Annotated in this window: 16 protein-coding genes; 11 read left to right on the forward strand and 5 right to left on the reverse strand. The window is 46.7% G+C overall.

What is annotated here, in order from left to right; genetic code table 11:
* Window positions 1-74 precede the first annotated feature (74 nt).
* Both H8K36_RS06725 and H8K36_RS06730 read right to left on the reverse strand, forming a co-directional pair.
* The gene (locus H8K36_RS06725) at window positions 75-1,472 is read right to left on the reverse strand and encodes a DUF3422 family protein (RefSeq protein WP_186914489.1); all 1,398 of its coding nucleotides are present in this window, start codon (window positions 1,470-1,472) and stop codon (window positions 75-77) included.
* Window positions 1,473-1,672: 200 nt separating this feature from the next.
* Window positions 1,673-5,584: an ATP-binding protein gene (locus tag H8K36_RS06730; RefSeq protein WP_186914488.1), complete on the reverse strand. Its 3,912-nt coding sequence runs from the start codon at window positions 5,582-5,584 to the stop codon at window positions 1,673-1,675.
* 357 nt (window positions 5,585-5,941) lie between these two features.
* On the opposite strand from H8K36_RS06730, the gene H8K36_RS06735 reads away from it, so the two are divergent.
* Together H8K36_RS06735 and H8K36_RS06740 are read left to right on the forward strand one after the other, a co-directional pair.
* Window positions 5,942-6,457 carry a peptidylprolyl isomerase gene (locus tag H8K36_RS06735; protein ID WP_186914487.1) on the forward strand — a complete coding sequence of 172 codons (516 nt, stop codon included), beginning with the start codon at window positions 5,942-5,944 and terminating at the stop codon, window positions 6,455-6,457.
* A 59-nt stretch (window positions 6,458-6,516) separates the two neighbouring features.
* Window positions 6,517-7,008 (forward strand): GNAT family N-acetyltransferase, encoded by a 492-nt coding sequence (locus H8K36_RS06740; protein WP_222611123.1) that lies wholly within the window; start codon window positions 6,517-6,519, stop codon window positions 7,006-7,008.
* Here H8K36_RS06740 and H8K36_RS06745 read toward each other — a convergent pair.
* Together H8K36_RS06745 and msrA are read right to left on the reverse strand one after the other, a co-directional pair.
* Window positions 6,994-8,370, reverse strand: coding sequence for a hypothetical protein (locus tag H8K36_RS06745; protein WP_186914486.1), 1,377 nt, complete (start codon window positions 8,368-8,370; stop codon window positions 6,994-6,996). The two genes, H8K36_RS06740 and H8K36_RS06745, sit on opposite strands and share 15 nt — an antisense overlap.
* 118 nt (window positions 8,371-8,488) lie before the next feature.
* Window positions 8,489-9,070, reverse strand: a complete 582-nt coding sequence (msrA, locus tag H8K36_RS06750) for a peptide-methionine (S)-S-oxide reductase MsrA (RefSeq protein WP_186914485.1) — start codon at window positions 9,068-9,070, stop codon at window positions 8,489-8,491.
* A gap of 136 nt (window positions 9,071-9,206) precedes the next feature.
* Between msrA and H8K36_RS06755 the strand changes: the two genes are divergently transcribed.
* The 6 genes from H8K36_RS06755 to H8K36_RS06780 all read left to right on the forward strand — a co-directional run bounded on the left by H8K36_RS06755 (window position 9,207) and on the right by H8K36_RS06780 (window position 16,613).
* Window positions 9,207-9,473 (forward strand): hypothetical protein, encoded by a 267-nt coding sequence (locus H8K36_RS06755; protein ID WP_186914484.1) that lies wholly within the window; start codon window positions 9,207-9,209, stop codon window positions 9,471-9,473.
* Window positions 9,474-9,540: 67 nt separating this feature from the next.
* Window positions 9,541-10,956 (forward strand): hypothetical protein, encoded by a 1,416-nt coding sequence (locus H8K36_RS06760; RefSeq protein ID WP_230404306.1) that lies wholly within the window; start codon window positions 9,541-9,543, stop codon window positions 10,954-10,956.
* Entirely contained in the window at window positions 10,949-11,770 is an 822-nt protein-coding gene (locus tag H8K36_RS06765) for a hypothetical protein (protein WP_230404307.1), read from the forward strand. The genes H8K36_RS06760 and H8K36_RS06765 overlap by 8 nt, the downstream gene beginning before the upstream one ends.
* A gap of 40 nt (window positions 11,771-11,810) precedes the next feature.
* The gene (locus H8K36_RS06770) at window positions 11,811-14,639 is read left to right on the forward strand and encodes an ATP-binding protein (RefSeq protein WP_186914483.1); all 2,829 of its coding nucleotides are present in this window, start codon (window positions 11,811-11,813) and stop codon (window positions 14,637-14,639) included.
* A gap of 87 nt (window positions 14,640-14,726) precedes the next feature.
* Window positions 14,727-16,082 (forward strand): DUF3667 domain-containing protein, encoded by a 1,356-nt coding sequence (locus tag H8K36_RS06775; protein ID WP_186914482.1) that lies wholly within the window; start codon window positions 14,727-14,729, stop codon window positions 16,080-16,082.
* Window positions 16,083-16,613: a DUF1697 domain-containing protein gene (locus H8K36_RS06780; RefSeq protein ID WP_186914481.1), complete on the forward strand. Its 531-nt coding sequence runs from the start codon at window positions 16,083-16,085 to the stop codon at window positions 16,611-16,613. It abuts the gene before it with no gap.
* 14 nt (window positions 16,614-16,627) lie between these two features.
* Here the strand turns inward: H8K36_RS06780 and H8K36_RS06785 are convergent, their stop codons facing one another.
* On the reverse strand, window positions 16,628-17,497 hold the full coding sequence (locus H8K36_RS06785) for an ATP-grasp domain-containing protein (protein ID WP_186914480.1): 870 nt from the start codon (window positions 17,495-17,497) through the stop codon (window positions 16,628-16,630).
* Window positions 17,498-17,910: 413 nt separating this feature from the next.
* Here H8K36_RS06785 and H8K36_RS06790 point away from each other — a divergent pair, with 413 nt between their 5' ends.
* The 3 genes from H8K36_RS06790 to H8K36_RS06800 all read left to right on the forward strand — a co-directional run bounded on the left by H8K36_RS06790 (window position 17,911) and on the right by H8K36_RS06800 (window position 22,276).
* Window positions 17,911-19,800 carry a M20/M25/M40 family metallo-hydrolase gene (locus H8K36_RS06790; RefSeq protein WP_186914479.1) on the forward strand — a complete coding sequence of 630 codons (1,890 nt, stop codon included), beginning with the start codon at window positions 17,911-17,913 and terminating at the stop codon, window positions 19,798-19,800.
* Window positions 19,801-19,934: 134 nt separating this feature from the next.
* Complete coding sequence (locus tag H8K36_RS06795) at window positions 19,935-20,828, forward strand: EamA family transporter (protein ID WP_186914478.1); 894 nt, start codon at window positions 19,935-19,937, stop codon at window positions 20,826-20,828.
* An 86-nt stretch (window positions 20,829-20,914) separates the two neighbouring features.
* Window positions 20,915-22,276, forward strand: coding sequence for an MATE family efflux transporter (locus H8K36_RS06800; RefSeq protein ID WP_186914477.1), 1,362 nt, complete (start codon window positions 20,915-20,917; stop codon window positions 22,274-22,276).
* The last annotated feature ends 114 nt before the right edge of the window (window positions 22,277-22,390 follow it).

Raw genomic sequence — 22,390 nt, forward strand, 5'->3', positions numbered from 1 at the left:
TCACTAGCACCAGGGTAAAGTGCGAGTAAGGCTTATTTGCGTTGTATCAATCTACGCGCCTCATTTCAACGACATCAGGGCGAAGATGAAGGGTGCGATCCTTTGTCTTTTGTAACGTTCTTGACCTGGCTATGCATCCTGCGTAAACCAAACCAGACCAATCCCAAAACCACAGGGACACCAAGTCCTATCCAACTTTCGACATGGGCAATCCAGCCAAATTCTTTGGCAGCTTTGGCGACATAGGAAAATAAGCCAATGACGTAATAAGAAATTGCCGCCACAGACAAGCCTTCGACCGCCTGTTGCAGATGTAATTGCTGTGCAGCTCGCGCATTCATGGACTGCAAGATTTGACGATTCTGCATTTCCTGCACGATGCCAACTCGGGTTCGAAGTAAGTCGTTGGAATGCGCTATTCGTTGTGCTAGTCCTTCTTGGCGATTGGCGACTGCTTCGCAGGTATTCATCGCAGGCGTCAACCGCCGCTCCATAAACTCTACCACCATCGGCATACCTTCAATCCTCTGCTCACGTAACTCTTCAATTCGTGCATGCACTAAACGGATATAGGCTTTTGATGCTGCAAACCGGTAGCTATTGTGTAAGGAAAGTTTTTCAATACGAGCCGCCAAATGGGTAATTTGTTCCAGTAATACCCTCTCGGAAACGGTCTCATTCTCAAGCCCCATATCACTCAATTCACGGTCTGCCTCCACCATTCCATTCGCCAACGCCACTAAGCTACTCTCGATCGCATTGAGTTGTGGAGTTGTATCCTGCGCAATGGGTAGTCCAAGCAAGGCCATCATCCGATATGTCTCAATCTCGAGGATACGTTGCGCAAGACGACCGGCCTGCTGCGAACGCATGTCAATGTCACGAATGAGAAAACGGCTATATCCATCGGCATGAATAGCGAAGTCAGAGTAAAACTCGGCACCATGCATCACATAGCTTGCCGCGAGCGTATTGCCTCGATACACAGCTTGCACCTGTTCGGCAAATTGCTCGCTATGAGTATCCTTTGCCAATAACAACAAATGTGACGCCACCAAAACTTGCCCTTGCAAACGATACAACCAAGCCTCTGGAACATATTGAATCGGCATCTGCCCAAATAGTTCTTCAACCTCTGAGTCTTTACTGTGTAACACGTCAAGGTGACGCGCAAACGTATAGGTTGCAAATTCGGTGTGGCATTCCCACTTCAAACGAAACTGCCCGAAATCGAAATAAAAATATTTCGCCTCGCTGCTCGGAGCGCTAACACCGAAATGGGTGCAAAGCTCCTGCAGTAATTGAGATTGATGTTGTTGGGCACTGAGGCTTGTTTCGGCAGCCGGCGCAGCATAAATTGCTAAATGGGTTAGCAATTCGGGCGCTTGTAGATTTAAGAAAGGCCGTGAATGTATCTCTGCGGCCAGCTGCACTCTAGACGGATGATTAAGTTCAAACAATTGGATAGACATAAGCGGCTTCTCAGGTCAAGCATGCAAAGCATGCGGCTCGTTCAATATGTCGAAGATTGGTCGCCAATTTCTGTCTGTTTAACAGTATTGGATGATGCATGAATCACCAAACTGGCTATGATGTGCCCAGGTCGAGTCATGATTCTATCAAAGATAAGTGACATCCGTATTGCAGGCCATCACTCTGGTCGAAGTACCTATTATTCTTCGTTTGAATAAGGTGCAATCAAAGGTAGGCTAATGTCAACACGAGTTCCTTTTCCAAGCGTGCTGGTCACTTCAATCGAACCACCTAGCACTCCAGTCACGATATTGTATGTTATGTGCAGACCGAGACCGCTACCGCCTTGCCCCATTTTTGTCGTGAAAAATGGCTCAAAAATACGCCCGAGATGTTGCTCTGGGATCCCCACGCCGTCATCCATTAACTGCAGATGAACGGTATGTTCATCGAGCTTTCTTCCCCGTACGATAATTCTTCCACCACGTCGCTCTTCAAACCCATGAATCACCGCGTTCATGACCAAGTTTGTCAAGACTTGTCCTAATGGGCCAGGAAAACTATTCATCAATACATTTTCCGAAATATCGATATTGACTTCATGTTCGTCGCGACGCAGCCGATTGGATAAAGTGAACAAAACTTCGCGAACCATCATATTCAAATCAAATTGTCGACGCTGGTCGGAAGTTTGATCGACGGCGATCTGCTTAAAACTGGTAATCAAATCCGCTGCATTCGAAAGATTTCGAATGAGCAGGTCGCATGCGGTTTTAGCCTTTGCAGCATAAGCATCGAGACGAGAACGACGAATTGTTCCGGTGTGAATTTCATCCACAAAAACCTCGGTAATCTCATTGAGAGAACTTGCCGTTAATAAGCTATTCCCTATCGGTGTATTTAACTCATGTGCGACGCCCGCAACTACCGACCCTAAAGCTGCGAGCTTTTCTTGTTCAACCAATTTACTTTGGGTCTGCTGTAACCGTAAATAGGACTCTGCATTATCAAATGCAACGGCAGCAAACGCTCCTAAAGATCGCAAAATAACGAGATCATTTTCGTGGAAAGCATTCGCATAATGACTCTGTACTGATACCACCCCGATCACCTTCCCCTGCAATGACATAGGGACATACATTGCAGAACGTGGCATGGCGAAATCACGCACGTCTTTGTGCATAATTTGATCAGTCTCTTTTCCTAAACGTAGCACGCTATCAAATTCACGCGTATCGATACTCAACGAGTTGATCAACAATTCATTAGCAAACAACACACATTGCGCTGCCGGTTGTTCTTTCGCATCCAAACTACGTGAATAGGGTTCGACGTGTTTGCCATTCTCGATCACAAAATCAAATCGAATCAATCGATGCTCCCAATCAACCATCCCAACGCCAAAGGTATTGCAAGTAATTAGCTCTTGAACGTGGGTATAAAGTGCTTCTTCCACAGCGCGGGCATCGAGTGAGGCTGTAAGCTTTCGTCCCATTTCACTAAGCAAAGCAATGTCATGGCGTGCTCTCTCCGCCATTTCTCTTTGCTCCACAACTTCTTTTGTGCGGGCGCGAATTTCAGTTTCTAGTTTGCGCTCAAGTGCACGTGAGCGCCGAGTGTACCAATAGACGGCTAATGAAAGCATCAATGCTACGAAAACTATCCACAGCACATAAGCCCATGCTGCACGATACCAGGGCGGGGCGATCCGGAAAGAATAGCTCGATTCCTCACCAACAATACCAAAAAGGTTCTTAGCACGCACTTTGAAGCGATAAGTACCTTCTGGGATGTTGGTGTACTCCTTAGAAGTAATCGAATCCCACTCACTCCAATCTTTGTCAAAGCCCTCGAGTTGAAATTGGAAGCGCATGCTTCCAGCGTTTTCGAAATGGGGAGCTGCAAATTCAAACATTAAGGCATTCTGGGTGAAACTTAGTTCTTGAAGGTCTTGTTCAGATTGTCGCAAAACCAACGCCGTCGGCAAATCCGAAAAATGCTGCCCCGGTTTCGCTAACGATCCCTCAAAAATAGGTTCCTTAGTATTGGCTAGAACTTTGCGAATGATTGCCGAAAATCGGACAGGAACGCTCGAAGAAGATAACAGATCGACGCGATTCAAATTTTCTCCTGCGATCCAAACAGATTGGGCACCATCAATGTAAATCGATTCATCTGGCGACAACAATCCAGCAAAGGCCCGCCCGTTTTCAGCGTAGCCACCGCTTGCTTTTGGCTTCAGCCAATGGATGCCGTTCTCGGCTTGAATGAACACGCCATCACTGCCATCGCTGTGAATTTCGTTCAACGCAAGCTTACCATCGGAGAATTGATTGCCGAACTTCGATTCGGCTATAAATTTTGTACGGTCTCGACCAACATCTCGCCACTCAGCGACCTTAGCACGGAATAATCCTTTTCGACTGTTAAGGTACAACTCAGAATCAAGAACGCTCATACGCAATGACACCATTTCTGGCAAGCCATGGCTAAGATCTAGTCGGTGTATTCCAACTTGTGTCGGTTTTTCTCCCATAAAATGAAGCCTCAACACCCCCTGAGCTTCCGTGCTCAACCATAACTCGCCATCAGTATCGGTGGTGATGCGCCGCACGTTCTCTTCGACACCCTCTAGTTTCCCCAAAGATTTCCAGATGCCATTGTCGCGTTTAAAAACTTCAACGCCACCCATCATGCCCACAAACAAATGATGTGGCCATCGCGGGCTTGTCCCAAGACTATAACTATTACCGATAGAGTCTTTAATACGTTGCCCTACCTCGTTTTCAATTTTATAGAGGCCGCGGCCGGTTGCAGCCATCAAATCGCCATCCACCTCCTTAAATGCCCACACTTCGTTCGGGCTATCTTTCAATGGCTGAAACATAGGCACGTCCTGCCGAGGCGAATACATGAATGGCGTTTCTACCGCCACTCCTTGATACGTCCCAACATATAGCTTCTCTCGATAACGAATCAAAGAAATAGCAATCCCTTCAATGCCATTGCGATTACTGAAGGTCGATTGGGGCGTACCGAGCTCAACATACGAAATTCCCGAATTAGTTTGCGCCCACAAATTGCGATTGCGATCTAAAAATAAACCGGCGACCGTGTTATCAAGGAGCCCACCGTTGCGATTAACGACTCGTTGTAATTGCCCAGCACGATTTAAAAATAAGATGCCACCTTTTACTGTGCTAATTGCAAAAGTTTGCTTATCCAACGCAAGAATTTTATACAGGTAAAGCTGATTTTCATTGAGCCATTGATCAATTGCAGTCGGTAATCGACGCATTAGGCTAGTGCCACCACGCTCCAAACGATAACGTTTATTGGTTTCGTCCCACAGGGGCTTAAGATCGACAAGCTGAAAATCGCCACTTAAACGACCGACTAAAATCTCGTGTTGATCGAACTGTGTCATGACGATGCGTTTGCCATCAGCAAGGCCCGCCAAACCTGGGACAATCGTCGATTGATCACCATCAATCAGACATACACCTCTATCGATATCCGCAAAGAACAAATGATCATTTATCACTACGGCTTGCGATGAGGCGAACTTGGCATTGATAACACTTACTTTGCCATCAAAGAAACGAAAAATCTTTGTGCGTGTGAAGAAATAAACGCCTTGCGAAGTACTCTCTACTTGCCAAACATCATTGAACAAACGCTCATCAACTGGAATCAGTTCTTTCAAAGACACGGCGCTCAACTTGCCACCGGGTGCCACCGCTAGGTAACCAAAGTCACCGATCGATCCATAAAATACTGTTTGATCAGCAGCAATCGTCATCGCTCTTACCATCAGATTGCCTGGGCTTGCCACCAATTGCCAACGCTGTCCATCAAACTCTAAAATGCCGTTGGAATTACCGAAGAACATCACCCCACGAGCGTCTTGTACAGCGACCCAATTTTGGCTATGCGCCTTGTAGGCTTTAGCGTCGTAATTGGTGATCGCAGGCGAACCAATCATCGGTGCGGGTACCGCTAAGGGGCCGAGAGCTGATGACGGTTGGACGGGCGCAGCAAAAGTCTCTACACCCACCATGTGTATTGAGACTGCAATCAAGGCCATCCACCAACGCTGCCAAAGCCACATTCAACTCTCCAAGTCTGCGAATCCCTACCAATCTACGATTCACCTTCTTCTGCGAACCACCACTGATAATTTACCACTTACGAGGCTCAAAAAACCTAGAGTTGGTAAGTCAATTGAAGCCCGTTTCTTTTTGTCGACAAAAAACCGCGCACGAAAGCTTTAAGACCAAATAAATTGTTTTCAAAAAAATCACCAATTGCATAATTTGCACATGAATTACACTCCTGTTCTTGCGGTTGGGGTGCCCAAGGCGAGGATGACTGGTAGAATGCGCACCACATCGCCAACGATACCTATTCAGTCAATATCAGGCGAAAACCTCAATTTCATCCCCCACTTCTTTAATGTGAGAAAACCATGAGTGATTTAAAAGTCGTAATGCAAACTAGCAAAGGTACGATCAACATCCAATTGTTCGCTGACCAAACACCGATTACTTGCGCAAGCTTCGTCAATTTGATTCAGCACGGTTACTACGACGGTCTGAATTTTCATCGCGTCATCGCGAACTTCATGATCCAAGGCGGTTGCCCAGATGGTACTGGCATGGGCGGCCCTGGCTATCGTTTCCAAGATGAGTGCAAACGTGAATTGCCACATGATCGCGCAGGTATTTTGTCGATGGCAAATGCAGGTCCTGGCACTAACGGCAGCCAATTCTTCATCACCCATGGTGCCACACCGCATCTGAATGGCAAACACACCGTATTCGGTGTCGTGGTCAGTGCCGCTGATCAAAAAGTCGTCGATAGCATCGCTCGTGGCGACGTGATTGAAAAAGTGACGGTCGAAGGCGACACCACAGAACTGCTGGCCTCTCAAGCAGAATTGGTCGCACGTTGGAATGAAGTATTAGATTCACGCGCTAAATAAAACGTGACAAGCTGCAGGCAAGGAATAAACTGAGTGCCTGCAGCTTCTTTGATATCGACATGATCTCTATTCGCCTCGCTACAGAGCCTGACTTCGAGCACATCTGGCCCATCTTTCATGAGATTGTGTCCGCAGGCGAAACCTACACCTACGCACGCGACACCGCGCGAGAACAAGCATTCCACCTCTGGATGGAATTACCGCGCCAAACTTGGGTCGCTGACGATGCAGGCAAAATACTCGGCACTTACTACATTAAAACCAATCAACAAGGCGGTGGCGCCCACGTTGCAAACTGCGGCTATATGGTGTCCTCGCAGGCGCGCGGTTGCGGCATTGCTAGCTTGATGTGTGAACACTCACAACAGCAAGCACGCGAACTCGGCTATCGCGCCATGCAATTTAATTTTGTGGTATCCACCAATGAAGGCGCAGTGCGTTTGTGGACACAACTGGGTTTCGCCACGGTCGGCCGCTTACCCTTAGCCTTTGAGCATCCACGTTTGGGGTTTGTGGATGCTTTGGTGATGTACAAATCACTGCACAAATAATTGCATTTTCTTGCTCTTTTGGTAGCGCGAATTTGATTCTTGCTTCGCCTCAAATATCAGCGCACCATGCGTTGTATCCCATTGCATTGCTTTGTTGGTGTACGGGTTCGGATATTCGCTCGCCGTCTTTTCAATAAATGCAGGAATTTCAGCGCGATGAATATTTTTTACGCGTATCGCTAAAGACAGGCGATGTAAATTGATGGCTCCTTCTAGATCGTGCGCGCGTTCGATGTAAGAATGATAGGCACCACGTCCGACATTCATCAAAATCTTGACGACAGGATCACGCAAATAAACATTTCCATATCCGAGACCTAGCATAGCTTCACGTTTCTTTTCGATCTCTTGATAAGAATCCAGGTAAGAATGTGCAGGTTGCTTCGCCAGGTCAACATGCAAACTCATCCAATCATAGGCGAAATTCAATGATGCTTTTTTTCGGGTTACGGCTAAAGCGAGTTTCTCAGTAAAGAAATTCTCAGAAACCTTTTGATCAAACGTTGTCTTCACCACTTGCAAATTCGACGCTCGTTCGTGCGCTAGCGCCGAAGCCATACTCGACTCCGCAAGCTTTATACTCGATAAGTAGAGATCGATATCGGGCGCATATTTATAAGCTTCAGGATATTTTGCCAAGATCTCGCCAAGGACACGCATGTCACGTTCCACGATCGCCATGTACACATTCACGCTTATCAAGTTACCAGACTGTGCATACAATCTACGCGCAAAGCTCGCATTACCAAGGTAGTCTTGCAAACCCGCTTGAACTTCACCAGCGTCTATTTTTCGAATAGCTTTCATTCTCTCGAGTTCAAATGCGTGCACCATATACGAGTACGGTGGTAAGGGGGCATCCAAAAGAGGTGGTATCACTTCGATGTAATGCGCACTATTCTTCAGCAGTCTGAAGCGTTCCATTAATTCACTATTTCTTGCGAGGATTTCATCTTCGCCTTTACGATCTCTGCCCAAGTAAAATTCGAGGCAATTCTTCTCACTGTTGTAACGGCAACGATCGCTATCCAACTGCTTAAGTTGCGCATCATCCTCAGCAACTATCAGACTACTTACAGAACCGTTAACTCTCTGATCCCTTTGCTGGTATCGCTTCAGTTCATTCGTGATATGTTCAATCCCAAGCGTATAGCTGTCAGCACCCGATTTGGCGTTTAGTCCATACAGCATTACAAACGCATTCGACTCCTGCCAATGGGCCGCAGGCTGCCACTGAAGACTTTGACTCACCTCAGGCCTTAATTCTTGATCTCCAAGATTTGCCATGGCAAAGATCGCAAAAACGACAAGAACTAGGAACAAAGGCGCGAGCAATGTCCACAAAAGGATTTTCTTCAGCATCGATTTTTCCAATGAAGCAGAGGTAGCGTTGAAAGAAACCGAAGCATAGTTGGATTCATACCAAAAAAACAGCGAATCGGTGATCGTCAAAGCCGATTACCGTCCACCCACAAGAAATTCAAGCGAGCCACTTATCCGCAAACGCCTTGCGCGCCTTTGCCACTTTGGGAGCGACCACAAATGCGCAATAACCCTGTTGTGGATTTTGGCGGAAATAATTTTGATGGTAGGCCTCGGCCACGTAAAACATCGGGGCCGGGCTTAGCTCTGTCACGATCGGGTCATCCCAAATTGCAGCTGCTCGTTGCATGACTTTTTGTGCGATTTGTTTTTGCTGCTCATCGTGAAAATAAATCACAGATCGATACTGGGTGCCAGTATCAGCCCCTTGACGGTTCAAGCTTGTGGGGTCGTGAATTGTGAAGAAAATCTCAAGGATATCTTCATACGAGATCACCGCCGGGTCAAACTGCAGCCTAACCACTTCGGCGTGCCCAGTCCTACCCGTGCAGATCTGTTCATAGCTGGGTTGATGAACTTGTCCGCCGCTGTAGCCAGACTCCACCTTTTGTACGCCTCGGATTTGTTGAAAAACTGCCTCGGTACACCAGAAACAGCCGCCACCTAAAGTAGCAGTTTGAAATGTGGGAGCGTTCACAAATTTTTCCTTTGAAATTTTTAGGTTATCGGATGTCACCATGCTTAGTCGAATGAATGGGTAAAAACCTACACCGATCACAAGCCAAGACTGGCATTCCGAATTTAATATTTGCTAAAGTTATTTTTTTAACTACAATTTCAGCACTCAACAGTCATAAACCAACGCGGGTGATTGTATGTTCAAAACAAAAACTTGGAGTAAAGCTGTCTTTCTGGCCTTATCTCTTGCTGCCATCCTCAGCACTTTGCTCTTTAAGAAATTGGGACTCGAACAGTTTTCGCCAAATATCGATCAGATGATCGCCTTCGTTTTTGCACTCTTTGGTATGGAACGTCTGTTTAAATCAATCATTTTGGTCTTTCTGCCAGACCACAAGCCAACCCAAGATGAGCAATTCTTAAAAAATAAAGAAATCGTTCAAGAAACACTACAGTCACGTTAAAACAACACGAGGTTTTTGATAGTTTTCTATCAATACTCAAGCCGCGGACTAGCAGGTAAAATGCGGCATGCACAATTTTGACGACGAATCCATAGCAAGAATTGAAGACGACCTGTCGGATCAAAATGATCTCAGTCTCAAATCTTACTTCAAATCTAATCTCACGCCTGATGATGTCTCCGCCCTCGCGCCTTTGCGCCGGGCGCAGCCAATGCTACAAGGCTTTACCGCACTATTCCATGGCGGCATCAATAGCGTACTCATGCGACTATTGGTTTTACGTGAGCTGACCTCTGACGTTGAAACTCCTTCGCTCAGTCGCGCCGATATCAATGCCAAACTGGGCTATCTGGAACCAGAAGCCTTAGAGACGGTGCTGACGCGTCTACGCAGCACGGGCATCCTGCTATGGGATGCGAGCCAATTGGTCTATCGCATCACACCGATGGCGCGCAATGTTTTAGCTGCCATCGAATCATTAATTCAGGTCGAGCAGCAAGAAGATACTTCTGAAATGAGTTATATGCTGACGCAAGTCGCAGGTGCTCAGGCCGTTGGTGGCGTCTCGGTGGAACAATTGCACCATTTGCTCGGTCGTTTGATCGAACTGACTGAAGAGTTTGCCGATGCGATTGCCTCGGGTTCCGAGTTCCAATTGCGCGCGGCCCAGCAAAAATGGCATACCGCTTGTGACTGGGTCGAAAAAGGTTCACAGATTATTCACGCCATCACCAATGATAGTCGGGCCGATTCGGCGACCCATCGCGCCGCACAAGCCATCGGTCGTGCACAAAGTGCGCTGCTGAATATGCAAGGTATGTTCTCGCGTGCGCTGAATCAAATCGAACGTCAGCGAGTGCATTTGGGTCAATCAGGCTTATCGACCACCGATATTAAGATGTGGTTGCTGCAACGCGACGATCTAGCATCTCTCGCGGATGGCGCCCTATCACACCCGGTCACGCCGCATTTCATCACACCGTCAGAAATGATCGACGTTGCAGAAAGCGAATTGCTGGCAAATCGTGGCTCGGCCGTACTCGGTGTTCTGCCCAGTGGGCAGGATGCACCGTCGATAGCCAACGATAACAGTGAAGCATTACTTGAGCTCGATCATTGGCTTGATGTACTCGGCAAAATCGATGCGAGCACGATTGATCCTGAAACGAAAAAAGCAAAACCTTTGCACGAAATTTTATTGCCAGCGAGTTTTGCCATCGCTTCTTATCGCGCCTCCTTGTTACCTTTGATCGGTGACGCCAACGAAGCATCACTACAAGGGGCGACGGCAACCTTGGCGCGTTTGCCGCTCGAGTTCAACTCAAAAGATCGCATGCAGAAAGTATCAGATCCGCATATTGCAGCGATGTCCGTCGCCAGCCTTACACCACACAATTTACTCACGACATCAATGGCCCCAGCGGACGATGGCGCCGCCCTAGCTGAAGACAAGAATAATATCGAAGAGAATACCCATGACTGAAGATGCACAAATCCTAATCGCCCGCTTGCTGGCCCATCAAACGCTCAAGCGCGAAGACAAGCTCGTGAAACGCGCCTTGTCTGATGAAAATTTTCGGAGTGATATTGATGCCCGCCTCAAAGCTTGCGGCATGAAATTCGTCGACAACGTCTACGCTGACTACGTTACTTTGGCGTTAACGCGTGATAGTGAATCGAAAGTCTTTGGCACCAAAGACACCTGGCAGAACAATAATTTTGGATTGGCACGTGATGGCGTTGCCTTGTTGGTGGTCCTGTGGTCCCTCATCATTTTACCAAAACGTGAACGCCAAGAAGCACACCAAATGGCACAAGAAGATCAGAACGATATGTTTGGCAAAGAGAAGCCACTTCCACGTGCCGAAGACACCTCGATTGGTATTTCTTATCGAACGCTGTTGGCTGATTTTGGCGAGAAACTCGGTAAAAAAACACGTATGGATATGAATCTCGGTCAACTCGCTCGTTTAGGATTCATCGAACGTAAAAGCGATTTGATCATGGAAGGCCCTCTGCTCGATTTATTGATGGATACCGATGCCTTGAAAGATCGCATCATCAATGGCGCTTTATCAGATATCTTCCATATTCCTATGCCACGCACTCCAGCCGTCATTGAGGCGGAACGTCTGGCAAAAGAAGAAGCGGAGAAAGCTCAACTAGCCGAGCAAGCCACCCATGCAGAAACCAAATTGGATGAAGATCCAGCACCAGCTGAGGTAGAAAACTTTAGTGAAAGTGAAGACGTCGCCGCGCCATCCTCTGCAACTGCAGAAGACAAAGATAGCGTCTAAGACTGGCCCTTCGTCAACCATTTAGCAGAGAAGAACAACAATGTTTCATATCAAATCACTCGAACTCGTACACTGGGATTACTGGCAGCGCATCAAGAATATTCCGCTTGATGCCAAGATTATTACCATCGCTGGACAAAACGGTTCAGGCAAAACGACTTTGCTCGACGCGCTCCGTACTCTGTTTGGCCTCGAGTGTTCAATGGGTCGTTCATACAAGCACTATGCGCGCCATTCAGGTCAACAAACGGCATGGATACGTGCGGTAGTCGATAACAGCGCGGTCGGTGCGCAAATTTCGAATCGTCCTTTCCGCATGTCCGGCCTATACGAAGATGAAGTCACTTTGTTCTGTCAAATCCAAAAAAATGGTGGCGACTGGAAGCGTCAATATTTGATGCGTAGTGGCAAAGTCGAGATCGAAGAAATTCAAGAAGCGAATGATTGGTTGGGCGTTGAAACGTATCGCAAACGTTTATCGCACGCGGGCTTGTCGTCAGCCATGGGTAAAGTACTGGCCTTGGAACAAGGTGAAACCGACAAGCTGTGCGAATATGCGCCGCGCCAATTGCTCGACTTGGTATTCCAAGTATTTGGTGATAAAGAAGTCTTAGATGCTTACGATGATGCAAAGCGTCATCAGCGCGATACTGAATCTGAATTGCAACGTTTCGAGACCGAGCTTGAAGGAGCAAAAACCAATCTAGAAGGTTTGCGTTTGAAGGTCGCCAACTTCCACCAGTGGGAAAGTTTGACTAAAGAAAAGCGTGATCTCCAAGAAGAAATTTTACCGACATTGCAATATCACGAAGACTTACAAAAGGCAGCAACAACAAGCCAGACTTTACGCGCAAGCAAACGTCATCTCAAATCACAAGATGAAGCCTTGTCGGAGCGTCGTCAAGGTTTAGCACAGCAAGCGCAAAACCACAGTGAAGCACAGCAAGCAGAAGCTGCGTTAGAGGCGGAAGAATCAGCCTTACGCGAAAAACTGAGCCATATCAATGCTAAATTGAAGCCACAAGAGAGTTTGCTAGAACAAAAAGCGCGCTTGCAAAAGTTAGCGGCTGAAGCCGATGCTGATATCGCCAATATCGCTGATGAGCTTGAGAAAAAAGAAGCCGAACTCGCACAACAGAAACAAGAGCGTGATGCACTGAGTCAACGCATCGCGGCGGACATGGAAACCATCTCTGCCCTACAAGGCAAAGCGAGCCTACCAGATCCAGAAAATGTGCGCCAAATGCGCCGTGCGTTGAACGAAGCGAATATTCCGCACAGCATGCTGCCAGAGATCGTCGAAGTCACCGACGCCAAATGGCAAGGTGCGGTCGAAGGTGTTTTGCGCGGTTATACCTCGGTGATTTTACTCGACAATGCTAGCGATGCCAGTGCTGCCTACCGTATCGGTGAAAAGCAACGCTATAGTCACTTCATCGTACCTGATCGCATCAATGCGCCAGTGGTCAAAGATTCGAGCTTGCTGTCAGTAGTGAGCTTCAGCGCCAAAGCACCTGCTTGGTTGATCGAGCAACTTGAACGTATCGAAACGGTCGATAGCATCGATGAAGGCATGCGTTTTTCCAAATCACAAGAGTGGATTACACCTGACGCCTATCACTTTGAGCGTCGCGGTGGTCGCTCACTTTTTGTTGAAGTCTCTCGCTACCGTTTTGGTAATGCAGGTCGCACACAGCGTTTAGAAGCCTTACAAAAAGCCTTACCTCGCTTACAGTCACAAGAAGATCAGCTGACGATCAAAATTAGTAAACTAGCGGGCGAGATTTCGTCATATAAAGCTCGACTTGCCGGCGTCGATGCCGCCAAAGAATTGAGCGCTCGTCATGCCGAGTTCGAAGAAGCCTCACGCAATACCGAACCACTCAAACAGCAACGTATTGAAGTTGGTACACGCTTAGGTGAAATCTCTCCATTATTGAAAGCCGCAACTGAACAACGTACTGTAGCGCATCTCAAATGGGAACAAGCCAAAGCAGCGATTGCCGATGCCGAAGCGCAAATTCGCAGTTTGGAAAAGCGTCACGCCGAAGAACGCAAGGCGCAGTTTGAAACCCTACGCGCGATGCGTGAGACTTGGCATACACTACCATTGAATTGGAAACGCGCTTCACACCGTAAAGAATTGGTTGCAGAGCACGAAAACGTCCACCAAATCGAATTGCGCCTGCGCAGCCTCGGAAACAATTTGGCACGCGACGATTGGGAAACCGATTCCACCGTGGTCGATCAATACACACGTCTCAACAACTTGCTGCAAAACCGCCAAGCAGAAACGGATGAGCGCCGCTATCAAAATAATCGCGCGATGGAAGCAACGGTCAACGCACGAGCGGCCTATATGGATCGCTTGCGTTACACGATCAAGACCTATAGTAAGAACATTAAACAACTTGGTGAATTGGCTGGCATCGAAGTGCATACCGATCCGGTCAAACTTGAAAACGACGATATTTTGTTGGCACAAGCGGGTCTCCATGTACGCTTTAAGTTCGACGGCAAAGGCCCGATTGGCATGAATGACGGCGAAGCATCGGGCGGTCAACAGGTGATGAAGTCTTTGATTCTCTTGATTGGTTTGCTCAAATCAGAAGATGGCTCGGGTGGCTTCGTCTTTATTGACGAACCATTCGCTCACTTAGATATTCGTAATATTCAATTGGTCGGTGAATTCCTCAAAAATACTGATGCCCAATATTTGATGACGACACCGTTGACGCATAACACGGACGTCTATGATCCGTCGGAGTTGACGCTCATTACGAGCAAGAAGAAAAAAGACACGGAATGGGCGCAACCTATTTTTGTTTTGCAACGACGAGCTGAGAAGAACAAAGAAGCGAGAGCTTAATCGCTTGTTGAAATTGGTCGGAGCAACATCTGCTTCACATAAAAGGGTTGGCATGACCTCGAAACATGCCGACAAGGAGAGAGAGCCATGGGTATAGAGTTAAGCGGTGCAGGTGAAACCCTCGCAGCGATCGTTGTCAGCGATGAACTGAGTAAAGACGGCGGCGGCAATGGTTCGCAAGAAAAAGTGAAAGAAACCAATTGCGCCAATTGCGGAGCGACACTACAAGGCAAATACTGCCACGCATGTGGTCAGTCCGGACACATCCATCGCTCACTTCTCCATATGTTCGAAGAAGTTCTGCATGGTCTATTCCATTTCGACACCAAAGCATGGCGCACAATCCCAGCGCTTATTTTTCGTCCTGGCAAACTGACCAAAGAATACATTGAGGGCAAACGTACTTCCTACGTTTCACCTTTGGCACTTTTCTTGTTCTTGATCTTCCTGATGTTTTTTGTGTTTTCGTTTACCGCAAAAGATATGGAAGGCGATATTCTCAAAACCACAGACACACGAGAAGAAATCGTACAAGAAATCGCCAGTATCAATGCGGCGATCGAGAAGAATCAGGCGAGCCAGGTCGACCCAGCAGACCAGAGCGAGAGCGGATTTCAACAACTCATAGAAACCTACGAAAAGCAAAGTGAGCTACGGGCTTTGCAAGACAAACTCGACAAAATTGATGGCAAACCCAAGACACGAGCAGAATACCAACAGGAACTGACTGCATCAGAAGAACGGCTCGCGAAACTCAAACATGAGAAAGACGAGATGAAAGGTAAAGCAGAAAACTCACCAGGCGACCATCTCTCAAGCGTCATCAGGCAAGAGCAACTCATCGGCTTTGCGGAGAGCGACGTTAAGTACTTTAAGAAGAAGATTGCAAAAATCGACAAGGAAAATCAACGCGAAAAAGTGGCTGAGAAAAACGTCACGAATGGAAAAGCCAGTTCCACTAGTACTGCCAGCGCTGCAAGTGTGTCAATTGAATCTGAAATAGAAGAAGTTTCAGATTCCCCGTGGCTCAAAAATATGGTGTCGCATATTGAGTCGAACAAAGCGTTAACGCTCTACAAGATGAAGAAAAATGCATCGAGCTATGCTTTCTTGCTGATGCCAATTTCTTTACCATTTTTGTGGCTATTGTTTATGTTTAGACGTCAATTTGTCATGTTTGACCACGCAGTTTTCTCGCTGTACTCGCTATCATTCATGTGTCTTCTACTGATGTTGATTGCGATCTTGAGTCGTTTTGAATTCGTTGCAATCGCCAGTTTGCTGTTTGCCTTCGTGCCTCCAATACATATGTTCACGCAACTGCGTGGCGCATATAGCCTTGGCTTCATTGGAGCCTTCTGGCGCACGATTGCATTGTTAATTATTGCTGCCTTATCACTGAGCCTTTACGTTGCGTTGATTACTGTGCTGAGCGCGAAGTAAGTGAAAAAGCCCAATACCTTGGTTGCGTTTTTACGTGCCGTCAATGTCGGCGGCACAGGAAAACTACCAATGTCGGATCTGAAAGCCATGTGCGAAGAACTGGGTTTTGAAAGCGTCAAAACTTATATCGCCAGTGGCAATGTCTTGTTTCAATCCCCACTCAATGAAGATGTTTGCAAAAGAAAGCTGGAGCAGCGCTTATCTCAATATGCGGGGAAAAACGTAGACGTTTTCATTCGTACACCACAAGAACTAAGATCTCTACTAAACCATAACCCTTTCCAACAAGAAGCAGGCAATCGAACGGTCGCGATTCTTATCGATCAAGATTTAAATCAGACAGATCTCGCAGGTTGCAAACATCAAGCGCAAGAAAAAATTGCACTCGGTGAACGTGCGGTCTACGTGTTCTATGGAGAAGGAATGGCCGCTAGCAAACTGGTGATTCCAGCGGCGAAACATGGTACTGCTAGAAATATCAATACGATGACAAAGTTATGTGAAATGGCGCGCAACTTAGAAGACGCATGACGCCCGCTTTACTGCTAACGCGCAAGTCGGCTGTGGATGGCAGATGCAAATCGTTGAGCCGCTAAGGGATCAACTTCCAAGAATAATTCTGGTTCAACCAATTCCAACTCCATCAGCATAAACTTCCCCGCTCGCATCACTCCATCAACGCGAGCATACAGGGGCATCTTAGACAAACTTTGCAAGATCGTTTGCGCCTGCTGCTGCATATCTTGAGTAGCTTGATGTGGCAATACTGTACCACCGTGATCCGATTGCACACGAAAGTCGCCGTCTTTGGCGCGCTTCAATAATGAGTGGCTATACTGGCCGTCAAAAAACACTAAAGACCATTCCCCCTGACTCACAATCTCTGGCATGAATGCTTGAAGCAGAAAGGATTGCTCGCGCCTCCACTCGTTAAATTCACTCTCGTGCGCTGCAGCATTCTCACGATTGACTCGTAAAGTACGCCATGCCCCAGCTGACTGCGTTGGCTTCACCACAATTTCATCGACTGCCATCAAATCAATCAATGCCTTCAAACTACGGCTGTCTTCTGGCTGCAGACGAATACTTGGAATAACCTGGCACTTTTTCCCTTGCAGTTCAAACAGATAGTTCTTATCCAAGTTCCATTGCATAGTCGAGACATCATTGACGACAAGGGCATCGAGTGTCGACAGCATCTTGAGCCAAGCTTGAAAGGCAGCGATTTTTTGATGGTAGTCCCAAGTACATCGAATCAAAATAAGATCGAATGTTGACCAAGGTACCTGTGGATCATCCCAAACCACAACCTGAGGCGACATCTGCAGCTGCTTCAAGGCGGGAATTAATGATTTTTCACCGCCGAATAACTCCGGCAAATCGGCACACGTAACGATGGCAACGCTCTTCATCATATTTCAATCTCGCTCGCACAGATTTGGTATTTATCAATACCAAAGAGTATCAAACAATAAGCCAACTGGTCAGCGCCGATTCTTACTCTAAAGTTATAAATTACTCGATAGAATCAAAATTATTTAATACTAAAAGTAATAAGAGAGTTCTATCAATGTAAATTTACAAGCTTAAAATTCATTAAATATGTTCCTTTTTTAATTTTAATTTTTCTTTATTTAAATTTTTCCAAACAAAATTAAATATGAAAATATACCTGCAGTACACCACTAAGTAATAAAACAACTATTATCTATTCGCTACTGTTCTTCTCTGTTCTACTGATTCTCTATTGATTCTTTAACGTTTCGCTAATGAATTAATAAACAAAAATATAAGAAGTAAAACTAACCACATCTGTAGGGAGATGAAAATGCAGAAAAAAATTCTATCGAGTTTGCTGTTAGGTTTAGTCCTCAGCGCCACCGGTGTTGCCATCAGTAGCGCCGGCTCGCAAAAAGTCTGGATTACGGTCGGGGATAGCGCTTTTCAAGAGTTGAAAAAAATCGCGCCCAATATGCACGTAAGTCAATCTCGCACTTTGATGACCGGTGCACCAGGATTGGCCGGTGAAGAAAAAGTCCATTTAGCGCAAATCGATCGATCCCAAATTTTCGCGCTATCTGCCGCGATTCACAGCAACTTACATCGCTGCGGTGGCTTCGTTGAACATGCAAGCGAATCTGCTGGACGCACTGTTTTAGAAGGCGGAAACGGACGTTATGCGGCGGCCCCAAGCCTCGCACCGGCGCCATCTTACGCCATCGACAACCAAACAACAGTGAATCCATTGCTGGCACAAATGCAAGCGGCGAACATTGGACAAACGATCGTTGATCTTTCTTCATTCGTTAATCGTTATTACACAACCACTGGTGGTGTCAACGGTTCAAACTGGATCAAAAACAAATGGACGACTTTGGCGTCCGGTAAAAGCTATGTCACCGTAGAGCAATTCACACATGCAGCTTGGGCACAAAAATCAGTCATTATGACGATTCAAGGTACGGATAATGCATCCGAAGTTGTTGTGCTTGGTGGACATTTAGATTCAATCAACACGGCAGGTACATCGGAAACCACAAGTGCACCTGGCGCAGATGATGATGCATCTGGTATCGCAAGTTTGACTGAAGCGATTCGCGTGATGATGGAATCAAACTATCAACCGCGCCGAACGATCAAATTTATCGCTTATGCAGCGGAAGAAGTTGGTCTGAAAGGTTCTGCAGAAATCGCTAAAAAGTTCAAAACTGATGGCGTCAACGTTGTAGGCGTATTGCAGCTCGACATGACGAACTACAAAGGCTCAGCCAACGATATTTACTTGTTCCAAGATTATACAAACGCTGCCCAAAATACTTTTGTATCAAATTTGATCAAAACCTATCAGCCAACACTGACAATCGGCACCGATAGTTGTGGATACGGATGTTCAGATCATGCTTCATGGTATGCACAAGGTTATCCAACTTCGATGCCTTTTGAAACCAATATGTCCCAGGATAATCCGAAAATTCATACCTCTGGAGATACCTACGCAAACATGGGAAGCCAAGCGACACATGCATTGAAATTTGGACGTTTAGCAACCTCATTTGCCGTCGAACTCGGTAGCGATGGGCCTAGTACTAGCACAACAAATTTGACGAAAGACGTTGCTGTCGGAGTCTCTGGTGCAGCGGGTGCAAACAGCTACTACAGTTTTGCCGTTCCAGCTGGCGCAACCAACCTCACATTTAAATCTAGCGGTGGAACCGGCAACCTCGATCTGTACACACAATTGGGAAGCAACCCAAGTACTACTGCATACTTACAGAAATCTGCAGGCACGACCACCACAGAAACTATCACTATCGCTGCACCAAGCGCTGGTACTTACTACGTCTTGGCAAACTCAGTAACAGCAGTCAGTGGTGCAAGTTTAGTGGCGAGTTACCAAATTACCAGCAGCAACGTACTGACAAGCGGTGTACCAGTTAGCTTGGGTAGCATGGCAGCGAACACTACCAAAACATACACGATCGTTGTACCTGCAGGCAAAACCTCGCTGATTTTCAAAACGACTGGCGGCACAGGTGATATCGATATCTACTCTAAGTTCGGCGCTGCACCAACTACGGCTCTGTATGATCTGAAATCTGATGGTTCGACAAATACAGAAACTATCACGGTATCAGCGCCAAAGGCAGGCACGTATTATGTATTGGTGAAAGCATACGCCGCTGCAAGTGGCGCGAGCTTAACTGCAACACTACAATAAGCGTCGCGAAAAAACAGAGTCAAGCTGGAATTCAGCTTTCTTCACAGGGGTGTGCTTCGCACACCCTTTTTTTTCATTCCACATTAGAGCATTAAGCTTGATACACTAATAGCTTTTGCAAAGAAGCTTTCTCTGTGCCACTTACTGCTTTTCTACTCGTCATCGTTGCTGGTTTAATTCATGCACTTTGGAATATCGCTGCAAAAAAGGCCGGTGGTGATGTTCGTTTTGCAGGACTCACTGCTTTAATTATGGCGATAATCTGGGCGCCAGTAGGCTTGTATGTGGGATGGGATATTGTACCAACATGGGGCGCAGTCGAATGGTTCTTCATTTGTGTCAGCGGCGCTCTACACGTACTCTACTTTATTGTTCTCCTTCGCGGCTATCGAAAAGCGGATCTGACTGTGGTCTATCCACTAGCCCGTGGCTCTGGCCCATTGCTATCATCCAGCATTGCAATCTTATTTCTTAACGAGCACTTATCTGTCTTGGGAGGCTTCGGTATTGTCGCAGTGGTAGCAGGTGTATTTCTTATAGCAGGTGGCACCAGATTAATTCAATCCTTATGTCATTCTGCAGCACAGAGTGACCAGCAATTGCGAGTAAAAAAAGGCGTATTTTATGGCCTATTTACAGGGGTTTTTATAGCGGCCTACACGGTACTCGATGGCTACGCAGTCAAGGTGCTTTTACTCTCACCCATTCTAGTCGACTACTTTGGAAACTTTGCGCGCATCGTATTCTTGGCACCAGCCTTGCTTAAAGACAGCAAACAAACAATCCTATCTTGGAAAAGAGAATGGAGATATGCTTTGATCGTCGGCAGCGTTAGTCCAATCTCTTACGTGTTGGTCCTGTATGCAATGCAAACAGCACCGTTAAGCCATGTCGCGCCAGCACGCGAGGTATCCATGCTTTTCGCTGCAATCATTGGTGGTCATTTGCTTGATGAAGGTAATCGTATTCAGCGCATACTAGGGGCGCTGTGCATTGCTGCAGGAGTGATAGCCTTAGGGAACTTTTAATTCAACAAAGCATCGCAATTAAGCAAGGTCTGCAGGACGAACGATTGTAGTCTTCCATAGCCTATTCAAAACAAAGAAAGCATACGATGAGAGACTTAAGCACAGGCCCGATCCACCAGCATTTAGTGGCAATGGCAACGCCAATTGCGATTGGCATGTTGGTGCAAACCCTTTATTTTTTTATCGATCTTTATTTCGTTGCGGGGCTAGGCGACGCTGCGCTAGCAGGCGTCAGCTCCGCGGGTATTTTAAATTTTATCGTGATGGCTTTAACCCAGATGCTCAGTGTTGGTGCTGTCACTTTGATCTCTCATGCGGTGGGACGTAAAGATCAAGCGGAAGCAAATCTCGTATTTAACCAAACCATTTTTCTTTCAATAATTTGTGGTGTCGCAACTCTCATCGCAGGCTATGCGTTTGGCCCGAGTTATATGCGCTCGCTCGGTGCCGATCAAGCGACAATCGATGCTGGAACCATATTCATTCGATGGTTTATACCTGGTCTAGCGCTACAGTTCGCGTTAGCAGCGGCTGGCGCTGCATTGCGCGGAACTGGGATCGTCAAACCAGCCATGCTGGTGCAAATGCTCACTATTTTGCTCAACATCATACTTGCACCTATATTGATCGCAGGCTGGGGCACAGGTCATCCGATGGGCATCGCCGGAGCCGGCTTAGCAACTTCAATTGCTTCGCTGATTGGCGTGCTTTTGATGCTGATGTATTTTGCCAAACTTGAACACTACGTCGGCTATCAACGGAAACAACTGAGACCTGATTTAATGATCTGGAAACGTATGTTTAACGTAGGCCTGCCAGCAAGTGCTGAATTCTTATTCATGTTTATTTTTATGGCAGTCATTTATTCCATCATTCGAGATTTCGGCCCAGCAGCGCAAGCCGGATTTGGTTTAGGTTCACGTGTTATGCAATCCATCTTTCTACCTGTGATGGCTATTTCATTTGCGATCGCACCGATTGCCGGCCAGAACTATGGCGCTCGCTTACCCGCTCGAGTGCGAGAAACAGTATGGAAAGCCATCTATATAGAAAGCGTGTTGATGGCATTGCTCACTTTGCTGTGTCAAATCGAACCTCGATGGTTTGTACACTTCTTTACAGAAGATGAAAAAGTTATCGTCGTTGCAGCTGAATTTCTGAGAGTCATTTCTTGGAATTTTGTGGCTTCAGGCATCATCTTTGCCTGTTCAGGAATGTTTCAAGCGCTTGGAAACACTTGGCCCTCATTGATCAGTATGGCGACTCGCGTCCTTACGTTTGCAGTGCCTGCAATATGGCTCTCGCATCAACCTGGATTCGAGCTCACTCAAATTTGGTACCTATCAGTGGCAACGGTGACACTTCAGACAGTTGTCAGTGTGTTGCTTTTACGCAGTCAACTCGACAAACGTTTATTTGAGATGGAAAATTCGAAGCCTACAAGCTAGAGAAAATATTTATTGGAAATCTATAAAATTTCACTAGAAATGTAGGAAAAATCAGCACTTTCACCAGAACTTATTCAGCCCCAGCCGCCAACTATTAGCTAGGGTTTTACTCAT

This window comes from Affinundibacterium nitidum, assembly GCF_014284155.1.
Taxonomy (GTDB): domain Bacteria; phylum Pseudomonadota; class Gammaproteobacteria; order Burkholderiales; family Burkholderiaceae_D; genus Undibacterium; species Undibacterium nitidum.

What these genes read in the sequence shown, in the direction of transcription:
- H8K36_RS06725 (WP_186914489.1), bottom strand. Translation starts at nt 1,472, where the DNA reads ATGTCTATCCAATTGTTTGAACTTAATCATCCGTCTAGAGTGCAGCTG.
- H8K36_RS06730 (WP_186914488.1), bottom strand. Translation starts at nt 5,584, where the DNA reads ATGTGGCTTTGGCAGCGTTGGTGGATGGCCTTGATTGCAGTCTCAATA.
- H8K36_RS06735 (WP_186914487.1), top strand. Translation starts at nt 5,942, where the DNA reads ATGAGTGATTTAAAAGTCGTAATGCAAACTAGCAAAGGTACGATCAAC.
- H8K36_RS06740 (WP_222611123.1), top strand. Translation starts at nt 6,517, where the DNA reads ATGATCTCTATTCGCCTCGCTACAGAGCCTGACTTCGAGCACATCTGG.
- H8K36_RS06745 (WP_186914486.1), bottom strand. Translation starts at nt 8,370, where the DNA reads ATGCTGAAGAAAATCCTTTTGTGGACATTGCTCGCGCCTTTGTTCCTA.
- msrA (WP_186914485.1), bottom strand. Translation starts at nt 9,070, where the DNA reads ATGGTGACATCCGATAACCTAAAAATTTCAAAGGAAAAATTTGTGAAC.
- H8K36_RS06755 (WP_186914484.1), top strand. Translation starts at nt 9,207, where the DNA reads ATGTTCAAAACAAAAACTTGGAGTAAAGCTGTCTTTCTGGCCTTATCT.
- H8K36_RS06760 (WP_230404306.1), top strand. Translation starts at nt 9,541, where the DNA reads ATGCACAATTTTGACGACGAATCCATAGCAAGAATTGAAGACGACCTG.
- H8K36_RS06765 (WP_230404307.1), top strand. Translation starts at nt 10,949, where the DNA reads ATGACTGAAGATGCACAAATCCTAATCGCCCGCTTGCTGGCCCATCAA.
- H8K36_RS06770 (WP_186914483.1), top strand. Translation starts at nt 11,811, where the DNA reads ATGTTTCATATCAAATCACTCGAACTCGTACACTGGGATTACTGGCAG.
- H8K36_RS06775 (WP_186914482.1), top strand. Translation starts at nt 14,727, where the DNA reads ATGGGTATAGAGTTAAGCGGTGCAGGTGAAACCCTCGCAGCGATCGTT.
- H8K36_RS06785 (WP_186914480.1), bottom strand. Translation starts at nt 17,497, where the DNA reads ATGATGAAGAGCGTTGCCATCGTTACGTGTGCCGATTTGCCGGAGTTA.
- H8K36_RS06790 (WP_186914479.1), top strand. Translation starts at nt 17,911, where the DNA reads ATGCAGAAAAAAATTCTATCGAGTTTGCTGTTAGGTTTAGTCCTCAGC.
- H8K36_RS06800 (WP_186914477.1), top strand. Translation starts at nt 20,915, where the DNA reads ATGAGAGACTTAAGCACAGGCCCGATCCACCAGCATTTAGTGGCAATG.